The following is a 12,132-nucleotide window of genomic DNA, read 5'->3' on the forward strand; positions in this document are numbered from 1 at the left end:
CCATGATCTCCATTTTATCAAGCTACTATTTATGGCGCTTTCAGTCCCCTGCACCCCTAATGTCCTCAACCTTAAATCCTATTTTATCTCAAATCAAGCTCTCTTTGCATCAATACTCGTCTAGTTCCTTGTTCTTCACTAAGAATAACGATACCCAATAACCGGTTAACAACGTGTACCTATTTCCTTAAGGGGTTCAAGTTGTTCTACTGATTCGAAAGAGATTGAAAACAAAACATCCATGTTTTTTAACCACAATCCCGGCTGATTTCCACGTTGAAAGCTACCATTACACGTAGAGACATAAGTATAACTAAACTGTTTGATGCAACAATCAAAGGTCTTGGCGACATAACATCCGTCAAACTAGAGTTGCCCATGGACAACGGCGGAGTATCAACCTTATGCAGCTAAGGAGCCCATTGAAGTTAGAAGAAACTGCATCATAGGCATCAACCACATCTTCATAGATAAGGTTAAAGTCATCTAATTCCTTACCAGCGTTCATTACCGATAATGTTCTTTAGCAATATCAATAAAGTTGTCAGTTTGCGGTCCTGTAAAGTTTAGGACTTCTTTCCCCTTTGAAATTAGCATTTCATCTACTTCACGTTTTTCAGTAACTGGCCATATTACTAATAATGGGCTTTTCCTTAAGACCCCGTTCAAGTTTCGAAAAAAACTCTTAATAATTTCCCTCATCAAATCCCTGCAAGTCTTCGCAGTTGGCCCCTTATCTTTCTTCTCAATTGCCTCTCCTGATATATTTTTTATTTCATCAAGCAGCTCCGAGAGAGTGTTATCTTTAATTATTTCAGAACATCTATTGAAGCAAGGGTTCTTAAAGATATATTCGGTCTCTATTTTAATGAGTGGATAAAAGTTGACTTTCCAGTCCCTGGTCTTCCAAGAAGAAACATAATTTTCCTTGAGCGCCTTTTTTTCTAGGCACAATGTATTTATTTCTATTTCCATGTCTGCATTCGGTTCTACAAATTCCATCAGGCTTTAGATCTAATTCATTATAGGGAAATTATTAAATAACATCTTCATATGCAATTGGGTCCGCTCACGTCAGCACCTCGGAAATTTGATTGTTTCCAATAAGTATACATTATTAAAAACGAACAAGATTCTATAAAACTTGCCGCTACTTATGATACGGTTCACCATATCATCTATAAAGCGAACTTAACTCCTATCAAAAGAACTCGTCCATAAGGTAATAATCTCCCATATTATTATTGTTTTTCGGAAATCGCCTCAAAATGCTTGACTATCAACCTTGTTTACAGTTGGAATATCATCGAAAAAGGTCGACATCAACACAATTGGAGTCTTCTGAGCTATTCAAGTTTGACTAAATGCAGTGTTTCTATCTGACTGTAGCAGGAAATAAGCGCATCACAAAGAGATCGAGCTAATTTCTTTGATGAGAAGAATGAGGAATACTTCCAAACTATTGCCCCCTTCCGCTAATGACGCAGGGGGGGCTTTTTGTGTTTCTAGCAAAATAGTTCGTAGTAAGTAGAAAATTATGGTATGATTTTTTATATCGTATAATTCTTCACATACAATAAGATTTTGCAATAATAAACTTCATAATATATATCTTATTACACTTTAGGGGAATAAGACGTACTGCAGATTATTTATATTTTCCGTACGGGAGTTTTTTCGGAATGGAGAGACTATGAAAAAAATTATTGTCTTTATGATTGCATTACTTATACTGTTCACCGGATTCGCAACACCAAGTTATGCATTATCAGATTCGCAATCTGATTCAATACAAACATTGTTGGATGATGCAAGCCGTATATCAGGTGTACCGGGAATCTCAATCTCAATACTTGCGAACAATGAAGTGCTCTACTTTTCTTCCGGGTACGCAGATCGTGAAAAGGGACTGTCGGCAAGTGAAAATACTCTATATGAGCTGGCTTCGGTAAGTAAAGCTTTTACCGGCATGGGTATTCTGCTGATGGAAGAACAAGGACTGCTGTCAATGTCAGACCCTATCCAGAAATATTTGCCTTGGTTTACGTTAAAGTATCAGGGGAAACACGTTGATATGCAAAGTATTACACTCAATAACTTTTTACACCATACTAGCGGCTTAACAAATGGCCCTCACAATCAAAACATTCCACAAGGCAATACGCCGGATATGTTGCAAAAAACCGTAGAAATGCTCGTAGATTCTGAATTGTCGTTCTATCCTGGTGAGCAGTATAATTACGGAACTGTTAATTATGACGTATTAGGTCTGGTTATTGAGATTGTGTCGGGACAAAGCTATGAAGACTTTATGAGGGAACAGGTATTTCAGCCACTGGGTCTTCACCAGACGTATGTTTATAAAGAAGATGCTCAAGCCACCGGACAATTGGCACAGGGCTACCGTTCTTCCTTTTTTATGACAACTCCATATAACGCGCCGGATTATTCCGGGAATAAACCCGCAGCCTACATCATTTCTTGTACAAAAGATATGGCGCGTTGGATGGGCATACAGATGGGTATTGTGCAGGACATACCCGAAATATTCCATACGGTTATCGAAAAATCACATCAGGGTGATATGTCTGTTCCGGCTGTCAACGAAATGTATTATGCGGCGGGCTGGTCGGTAAACGCCAACCAAACGATTATAAAGCACTCAGGGGGCAACCCCAGTTTCGGAACCGAAATGGTCATACTGCCAAATGAACGAACAGCCATCTGCTTGCTGACCAACGGCGCAAATATCAACAGAAGCATGGTACTAAAAGTTAAAGATATATTAGACGGCAATCTGACGCAATCATATGGAATAAGCGGCACACAGCTTTTGGACATCATTTTGTCGTCCACCACAATTATTCTTTGCCTATTGGCTGTTCTGTTCTTTCTCTTAGGAATACGCAGAAGGAAAACGAATGAGCGGCAGCCAATGACAAAAAAGCGAATAATCGTAACAGCTATTTTGCTGATTGCTACGATTGTCCAGTGTATAATGTACTTTGCATTAGATTGGTCAGCGATACTTATTTGGCAAACATATAGTGTTCTTACAGCTTTGATTTCGTCGGCATTATTAACAGCAAGCATTACATGGTTTGTATACACTCACCGATATAATGCCTCGCTCCGAAAATAAGCATTTCATTCGTTCGCCTTATTGAAAAAACGCGAAGATTTCTTTTAATGAGAGAACAATATCAGCAAAAAGGAAGTGCCAGGCACCCCCCCTATTTTACGCCCTACTTGTGATACGGTTCCCCCCGATTAATCTTCATCGCCCGGTAAATCTGCTCCACGAGCACCAGGCGCATCAGTTGATGCGGCAGCGTCATGCGGCCGAAGGACAGCTTCGTCTGGGCGCGGCGCAGGACAGCGTCGGACAGGCCATTGGAGCCGCCGATGACAAAGACGAAATGGCTTGTCCCATAGGTTGCCAGGCGATCGATATGGGAGGCCAGGTCCTCGCTCGACCAGAGCTGTCCGTCGATGGCCAGCGCCACCACATGCGCGTCCGGCTTGATGTGGCCGAGGATGCGGTCGCCTTCCCGCTCCTTCACCTGCTCCACCTCGGCGTCGCTCATCTTCTCGGGCGCCTGCTCGTCGGGCACCTCGATGACCTGGAATTTCACATAGGGCGCCAGCCGCTTGCTGTATTCCGCAATCCCCTGCACCAAGTATTTCTCCTTCAGCTTCCCAACGCATACCAATTGAATAAACATTCGTCTCGCTTACCCCGTTTCGTTTTGTTTACTTTATCCAAAAGAGAACCTTCGCCTCTAACACTTCCATCATTGATTCTAGTGTACCCGACAATTCCTCGACGCGTCTATTCAACGCCGCCAGGTATCCCATCCCGCGTGCACAGCTATCACCAGCCCCCCATAAGCAGCTATAACTTTCACGTCGCTTCCGCAAAAACCACGCTCGTCTGTGACCTAACCTCAAGCTCCATTCCCGTTATCCTGACCGAATGGGATACTGACGATAAGACCTTGAGCATACCCACGACCCCCGACCTTCATCTATTCTGCATAAAAAAGACCAGGCATTAAAAAGGCGCCCTCACACAGAGAGCGCCCATTCCAGCAACTTCACAACCCTATTCTGCTACTTCATATCTCATTCCTGTTCCTGAACCAGCGCCAACACCCGGTTCAAGAAGACCGCGACTTCGGCCCGGGTCGCGTAACCGTCCGGACGCAGCTTGCTGCCGCTGCCTTGAATAAGCCCTTCCTCCAGCAAGGCGGCAAGCGCCTCCTTCGCATAGCCGGATATCTTCTCATGATCGGCGAATTGGGTCAACGCGGCCGGATCACTCATCAGCTTCAGCTTGCCGACGTGCCCCAGCGCGCGGGCTGTCATCGTGAACAAATCTTGGCGAGTAACCGCATATTGCGGCCCAAAGAAACCATCCTGCTTGCCCCGTACCAAGCCCAATTCCTTCGCCACCGCAATCGCGTCCGCATAATACGCGCCAGCGCCCACATCAGCGAATCCCGAGCCCCTTACCCCTTTACGGCCTGCCGCTTGAAGCTCCAGTGCCCGCACGAGCATCACCGTGAAGTCTGCCCGGGAAATCTCCGACTGCGGCGCAAACCGATTGCCGCCAATACCGCTAATGATGCCTCTGGCCGCCAAAGCGTCTATGGAGGTCTTCGCCCAGCCAAGCTGTCCGATATCGTCAAACCCATCCGCATAGAAGGTAACTGCCGCAACACCCAATGTGTTCACCGAAAAATACACCATACCGGACTTCGCATCATACCGCACATTCGGAACCGCGATAACCCGGCCGTCCGCATCTACCGTCCGGACGACGATGCGATGCGGCTGCGCGAGCTCCTGCGCAGCCGGTTCATATGGAACGGCGACAAGCACGCGTTCCCCAAGCTTTCCGGCGGACAGCGGCCTCCCATCCGCCAGCAGCGACAACTCCACCGCAGGGCGGTCGCCTGCCTGCCCAGCCAGCCCCGCCGGCCATGCGCTGCGGTCGGCCTGGGCGATAACGATGCTCACCGTCTTCGCATCGTCCGCCAACGCCCCTTCCGGCACCAGTCCCGACGGTGCCGTCACGGTCGCCTGCGGCGTCACGATCTCGTATTCGTGCCGCAGGCTCGAATCCGATACCGCCGCCGCAGGCAGCGACAGCGCGATGCCGGTCGCGTCCTTGTCCTCATCCGCCTCAATGCGGACCCTCTTCACGCCGCGCCGATCCGGCGCGACGCCCCGCAGCGCCTGCTCCAGCATCGCAGCCGTCACCTCCGCCCGGGCAAGAGCGCCGCCCGGATCCCGCTTCGCCTTCACGCGAATCCGGCCCGGATCCACCTTCGCGTCCGGCTCCGGCGGCTTCGGCGTCACGCTCGGCTCCGTCCGGGAGCCGCCGCTGTCGCTCGATCCTTCCCGCTCCGGCTCCGGATCCGGCCTCGGCGGCTCCACGGCCGGCGTCACCGTCAGCCGGAAGTCGGCATACTTCGACGCATCCGCCCGGCTCAGCGCGCGGATGACCGCCGTCCCCGGCTTCACGGCCGTAATCAGGCCGTGATCGCTAACCGTCGCCACGCCCTCCGGCGCGGAGCGGTACACCGCCCAGATGACCGACGGATCGGCTGTCTCCGGCAGCACGGACGCGTTCAACTGCAAGGTCTCGCCCGCCTTCAAGGTGCCCTCCGTCCGGTCGAGCCGGACCTCATCGACGATAACCTCCGGCAGACGGTCGACCGTTATTACGCTCTCGGCATAGACCGCCTCGACGACGCTCGTCGCCCGAACGACGGCGGTGCCGAGCGCATGAGCGGTCACGACGCCATCCGCCGTGACCGAAGCGACGCCGTCGGCGGAAGAGCGGTAGACGGACCACGTCACCGTCTTGTCGCTCGCCTCGGCCGGCAGCACCGTCGCCTTCAGCTTCACGCTCTCCCCGACCGCCAGCTTCGCCTGCGGCGGGTCCAGCACGACCTCGGCCGGAGGCACCGGCTCCGTCGGGCCCTTGCGCAGCGTGAACTGATCGACCAGCCGGTCGCCGAGCGTCTTCACCGTGAACGTCAGCTCGCCCCCGCGAATCTCCACGGCGCCGTAGATCTGCGTCTGCTCGCCGTCCACCTTATACTGCCACTCACGCTCCGTCACGGCGTAGAACTTCGGTCCGGTCGAGCCGCCGACGACATACGTCGTGCCCTCGCCTTCGCCGAACGGCTTCCCGCCGCGCATCGGATAGGAACGGACATAGACATGGTCATGCCCGTTCATCGCCAGATCGACATGGAACTCGTCGAACGTCGGCGTCCACGCCTCGCGAATATGGGCGGAGTCATAGACACTGCCGTACGGACCGCGATGGAACGTGACGATTTTCCACGTCTTGTCCGTGGCGGCGAGGTCGCGGCGCAGCCACTCCTTTTGCGCCTCGAAGTCATATTCGCTGTTCAGCACCACGATATGGGCATTGTGATAATCGAAGGAATAATTGCTGCCCTTGAGACTGTCGATTCCATTTTGCGGGTTATTGAAATGCGCCAGAAAATCGTCATTCTTCCGGGTGCCCGTCACCTCGTGGTTGCCGACCACCGAGACAATCGTCGTATCGGTCAATATATCCTGCGCTTCCTTGAACCACAGATTCCATTCATTTTCCTTGAAGCCGTCCTCCACCATATCCCCGGCCTGCAGGATGAAATCAAAGTCCGGATGATCGGCCGCGGCTTTGCGAAGAATATTGCCCCACAGATTGAAGCCGGCGGCATTGGAGGCCTGCGAGTCGCCGAAGAACAAGAACTTGGTCGGCTCTTCCGGCGTCCCCGCTGTCCGGAACGAGCCCTCGCTCACATGGCTGCCGCCGTCGCCCACACGATAGACATAGGCGGTGCCAGGCTCCAGCCCGTCTACGATTGCTTTGTGCACGCGCACGGTACCGATATCCCAGGTATGATAAAGGCTGCTCGTGCCGTTCACCTTGATGACGCCGGCTCCGTCAAAGCCGGAAAATCCGTCCCGCTTCGCCACCTCGACCACCGTCGCTTCTACGTTCGCATGCGTATGCCAGGCGAATCCGCGCGCCGTGGCCGGATCAGCGCCCATCGCGACACTGATATTGTACGGATCGCTGCCGCCCGCAAGCGGCGATACCTTGAACTTCACGACCGGGCTGTAGCGCTCATCCTTCATCGCCTGCAGCGCATACGCCTTGACCGTCCCGGTCAAGGCGCGGGTTGCAAGCTTGCCCTCTGCATCGGTCACGCCAATCTCCTGCCCGTCCGCCGTCATCAGCCGTGCGCCTTCTACCGGCTGGCCCTGCTCATCGACGACGCCGAACACCGTCTCATTGCCTTGAGCGATGCCATCCGGGTTCCAGGTCAGCCGCAGATGGTACTGCACTGCCGCCACCAGCGGCAGCCCGAAGAAATCGAAGTCGGCGTCATCCTGATCGGCGAACGCGATCGATCCCGATCGGAAATTCACCCGCAGCTCACCCTCGGTGTTTGTCTTCACCCGGTACCGGATCTGCGCCAGCACATCGTCGTCGGACAGAATCAAATCGGACAGGCCCGTGAACTTAAGCTCCACCCCGCCGCTGGCCGGATCGACCGTTGACGCAAGATGGCTATCCTGGAGCTTAGCCCCAGGCACGACCTCCAGCCCTTCCGCCTGGGCCGGGTCGAAATCAAAAGCGATGCTTGCCCGGCGGATATCGGAAGCACGGAGAGCGGTAACATCGACCGTATAAGTGCCGCCGGCATACACATTATCAGGGCCGGTATACATCAATTTCGGAGCGCCCGTATCGACCTCGAACCTCCACTCCTTCTCCGTCGGGTTGCCGGACAAGTCCTTGACCCGCACCTTCACCGTATGCACGCCGTCCGCGAGCGGCACCGGCGGAATATGCGTGATTTTGCCCTTAGGCGGGTACAGACTATGCGGCACGAGCTTCCCGTCGACCATCATGCGGATCGACTCGGGATCGATAAGCGTCGTGCCCGGATGGGCCGCCGGATCATACCCGGCATCCTCGGCGTACACATGAATCTCCGGCGTCGCCGTATCCACCGTGCTGCCGTCAGCCGGGGCGAAGTCCTTCAAGATCGGCGGATCCAGATCATCATCAGCCGGCCCGTACAGCGCCCGAATCTGATCGATATAAATAACCCCTGCCGTCTTGTTGTCATTCTTCGTCTCCATGTACCGGATCGGGCGATCCATCGTTAACGGCAACGGCCTGCCCTTCGGCACCTCCGCCTCCAGGTAGCGCCATCCGGTGAAATCAACGCCAACCTTCTCCTCCGTGAAGTCAAGGGCCACTGCCGCATTATTGCCGTCGCGGATCTGGCCGCGCAGCCAGTGCGCCTTGCCGTCGCCGTAGACCCAGACACTGATCTTCTCCGGATACCCCGGAATCTGGATGCGCGACGCATCATCCTTCACGGCCAGATAGGCGCCGGATATGCCAACTGTATCGGTGAAATCATATTCCAGCTTGGCCGAGGAAGAACCGAAGCGGACGAAATCCTCGTTCGTCTCTGCACTGACGCGGACACTTTGGTACCGGTCCCCGCTTGTCGTCAAATACCGGTCCATGCCCGATTCGAAATCCTCCAAAATGACGGGAGGCAATCCGACATTCACCTCCATCGAGGCTTCAATGCCTCCGTAAGCGGCGACAATGCGTCCGCTCTTCTCCGTCTCTTCCGTCGCCGTGAAGACGCCGTTCTCGTCGATCGTCCCAATCGGCCCCTCCACCCGCCAAGTGAAGCGGCGGTTGTCGGCCACGATGTCCTGCCCGTCCCGCAGAGCGCTCACCGGAAGGGTAACCCTCTCGCCGGATGCGAAGGTGCGGACGGTATCCGGGAAGCGCAGCTCGGTCAACTCCTTCACCACCTCGACCTCCCCTTGGCCAGTCAAGCCGCCGAGAGAGACCTTTACCTCGGCGAATCCGGCGGAATCGCCTGCCGTGAACAAGCCGTTCTCGTCGATGGTTCCCATCGCCGGATCGACGCTCCATTGCGGTGTGCCCGCAACTTGAGCCGGGTGGCCGTTCGCATCGATGCCCGCCGTCTGGAACGTGTAGGAAGACCCGGCCAGCACCCGCTCCAGATTCGGCTGCACCGCCAGGCTCGCCGCCTCTCCCTCCGGCGCCTTGTTCACGAGCAGCAGCCCGTTGGCCGTCTTCCGCTCCCCGCCGTCGGACGGGCGGTTCAAGATGCGGCGCTCCGGCATGCCCGGCAGCCGCGCCACGAACGTGGAGGAGCCGCCGCCATCGAGACAGAGCGCGTTGACGACGCCGATGTCCTTCATCACCTTCGCCAGGTCGTCATACGACACGCCCTCGCTGAAGCCCGGCGCCCGGCCGTCAATCTCGATCATGACCAGCGAGCCGTCGGCCTTCGTGCCGATCGCGACGCGCGGATAGAGCGCCTTGTCGCTCTGCGGCTGCACCTCGCCGTCCTTCAACAGTTGGGCCACGCCGCCGATGGCCATCTTCACGTCGCGCCACGCTTCCTCCAGCTCGAAATCGATCGTGACTTCATCGCCGACCCGAAGTCCCTGTAGCAGCTCGCGATAGGATCCCGCCGCCGACAAGACGACCTTGCCCTCGGCGAGCGGCGTATCGCCCGCATGCAGCCTTAACTCGGACACCTTCAGCTTCAGCGTCTGCCCGCTCTTCACCTCGCCGGACCGTACGTCCAGCACCACCTCGTCTCCAAGCTGATTCGTCATCGTCGATGTATGGAAGGCGGACGTATACAGCATCAGCTTGTCTCCCGTGCCGCGCATGCGGTTGATGTCCGATAGTTCCACATCCTTGCCGCCGATATGCAGCGTCCGCTTGAGGGCCGGACTCAACCCGTAGACGGTCGTGCCGTCTTCCTTCAGGCCGAAGGCATACCAACTGGCAGGCTCGGGCGGGCTGACGAGAATCTCGCCGTCTCCCATGAAGAGACCGAGCGGCACGCCGGTGGACATATCATAGAAATCGCCGTTGATGGCCGCGATGACCCGGTTCCCCTGCTTGTCCGCATCGCTCGCCATCTTGGTCACCCCCTGCATGCCGTACACTTTGCCGTCCGTCATGCCCGGCTGCAGATCGAGCGCCTCATTCTTCGGATCGAATTCGATGAAATGCACCTTCTCCAAGCCTTGCGGAAGCTTCATGTTGTACCAGGTGTACGTGGCTCCCGGGCCGATCTCCATCTGCCTCCGATCAAGCACCTGCCCGAACTCGGTCTGCGGCAGCCCGGCAGCCAGAGCTTGTCCGGCGGGAGCGAGCAGCGGCCAGAGCAGGCACAGGCTCAGAAGCAAGGCCGGCCTCTTTCGTTTCCATTTCATCCCTTATCCATTCCTCCTAAAATAAAATTTCAGAGAGCTCCCTTAAGAACCAATATGTATGCCGCCGGGAGCGCCGATATGTGTTTCAATCCGCCTCTATGTCCTTCTAAAGTGTCAAACGCAGCAGATCCCTCCACCCGCCTTTCACGCAGCAATCTGAATTCAAAGTAGCATAAAAATCCGCTCCCGGGCCGTCCGAAGCCCATTCTTATCAAAATCTTATCAATTCGCCGTGCCCGGTTCGCATGCCTTAAAATTAAAATAACAAAAATAATGTTAATTTTATTACAATATGCACTTACTTTTAATAAGTAATGATGGTAAAATAGGACAAACAATGATTTTCGAGGAGGACGGTTCACAATGACACAAGATTTTGAAGCTATCATCAAAGGAAGACGATCCGCCAATAAGTTTATAAAGAACGTGGCTATCTCCGAGTCGGAGCTGGAAGAGATCTTCTCGCTGGTGAAGTTCGCCCCGTCCGCATTCAATTTACAGCATGCGCATTATGTTGCCGTAACGGATGGAGAGCTCAAGGAGCAGATATACGAGGCAGCGAACAAGCAATACAAGGTGAAGACGGCTTCCGGCGTCATTGTCGTGTTGGGCAGCATGGAAGCTCATCTGAAGGCACGGGAGCTGAACGAAGGGTTGGTCCATCTTGGCGTGCTGAGTCAGCAGGAAGTGGACATGGTGGCAGAGGATACCATCCGATTCTATGAAGAGCGCGGAGAGACGTTCAAACGGGATGAGGCGATTCGCAATGCCAGCCTGTCCGCCATGCAGTTCATGCTCGCGGCCAAGGCCAAGGGGTGGGACACCTGCCCGATGATCGGCTTCGATCCGGACAAAGTGCAGGCGATTCTGAATATTCCCGCCACCTATATTCCGGTCATGCTGATCACGATTGGCAAGCAAGATACATCCAGCCTGCGGCCGCGCGGTTACCGCAAGCCGGTGCGGGAATTTGTGACGCACCAGCGCTTTTAACCGGGACTATTCGATCACGATTCACAGGCGGGAAGCTTTTTTTCAATACATAGCACGCCAAAAAGGGACTTTCCCATAGGCATTGAATCATGACGCAGGGCAAGACGGGATAATAGAGACTAGAAGTGGAAAAGACGGCGGCGGGACTGGCGGCGGAAGAGCGTCGAGGCAGTGAATCCAGGATTTGTGCACGAAGGGTGGAGATGTCCATTGACCTATTCCAAACCTTGGCCCCCAGAGCGTTTTCAGTTGATTTTTTCTAGAGACGAGATCCACCATATAAAAATGAAGTGGCGAAAATCCCCATGGACTTCTCAACGGCCTGATTTTACGGGATCCAAGAGACCGCGTCGGATCCTGGAGGCATCGTTGCCTACTGGGGCTTGAACATGTGGAGGGAATTGCTGCTATTTTACAGGAATTTCGACTCAATGCGTCCACATCCCGAGGAATTGCTGCAAAACTACATCATTTTAGGCCCTTTTGCTTCAAGTCGAAGCGAAACGGGTGAAATTCCTGCCGTTTTGCAGGATTCCCTTTCTGGGAAAGTCGTCCCTATCGAAATGCTGCATTTGCGCAGCATTTCGCTTACCGAATAGGCGTGTCTGGAGAAATCGTGCAGTTTGGCGGATTTCGCGCCATAGCGTTTTAAATCGATTTTTTCTACTGAGAAACGAGAGCCGCCACACAGGGGAAAACTGTACTTTCGCAGCTTTTTCGGCAAGTCGCGCTGTGTGGAGCAGGGTGTGGCTGTCCCACTGTAATTAAAACCTACTTATGGAACAGCCCTTCCTCTTCCACGGCCGATTGATT

Annotated in this window: 6 protein-coding genes; 3 read left to right on the forward strand and 3 right to left on the reverse strand. The window is 54.1% G+C overall.

The annotated features are described in order from the left end of the window. Window positions 1-507 precede the first annotated feature (507 nt). Window positions 508-1,002, reverse strand: a complete 495-nt coding sequence (locus L6439_RS27740; RefSeq protein ID WP_213471612.1) for a hypothetical protein — start codon at window positions 1,000-1,002, stop codon at window positions 508-510. A 691-nt stretch (window positions 1,003-1,693) separates the two neighbouring features. On the opposite strand from L6439_RS27740, the gene L6439_RS27745 reads away from it, so the two are divergent. Further along, window positions 1,694-3,142 carry a serine hydrolase domain-containing protein gene (locus L6439_RS27745; protein ID WP_213471613.1) on the forward strand — a complete coding sequence of 483 codons (1,449 nt, stop codon included), beginning with the start codon at window positions 1,694-1,696 and terminating at the stop codon, window positions 3,140-3,142. A 103-nt stretch (window positions 3,143-3,245) separates the two neighbouring features. On the opposite strand, the gene rlmH is transcribed toward L6439_RS27745, so the two are convergent. Together rlmH and L6439_RS27755 are read right to left on the reverse strand one after the other, a co-directional pair. Continuing rightward, window positions 3,246-3,725, reverse strand: a complete 480-nt coding sequence (rlmH, locus tag L6439_RS27750) for a 23S rRNA (pseudouridine(1915)-N(3))-methyltransferase RlmH (protein WP_213471614.1) — start codon at window positions 3,723-3,725, stop codon at window positions 3,246-3,248. Between the two features lie 400 nt (window positions 3,726-4,125). Beyond that, window positions 4,126-10,326, reverse strand: coding sequence for a phosphodiester glycosidase family protein (locus tag L6439_RS27755; RefSeq protein WP_213471615.1), 6,201 nt, complete (start codon window positions 10,324-10,326; stop codon window positions 4,126-4,128). A gap of 363 nt (window positions 10,327-10,689) precedes the next feature. Here L6439_RS27755 and L6439_RS27760 point away from each other — a divergent pair, with 363 nt between their 5' ends. Together L6439_RS27760 and L6439_RS27765 are read left to right on the forward strand one after the other, a co-directional pair. Beyond that, on the forward strand, window positions 10,690-11,319 hold the full coding sequence (locus L6439_RS27760) for a nitroreductase family protein (protein ID WP_213471616.1): 630 nt from the start codon (window positions 10,690-10,692) through the stop codon (window positions 11,317-11,319). Between the two features lie 431 nt (window positions 11,320-11,750). Continuing rightward, window positions 11,751-11,918 (forward strand): hypothetical protein, encoded by a 168-nt coding sequence (locus L6439_RS27765; RefSeq protein WP_213471617.1) that lies wholly within the window; start codon window positions 11,751-11,753, stop codon window positions 11,916-11,918. Window positions 11,919-12,132 lie beyond the last annotated feature (214 nt).

Origin of the sequence: Paenibacillus dendritiformis, assembly GCF_021654795.1 — a bacterium.
Classification (GTDB): domain Bacteria; phylum Bacillota; class Bacilli; order Paenibacillales; family Paenibacillaceae; genus Paenibacillus_B.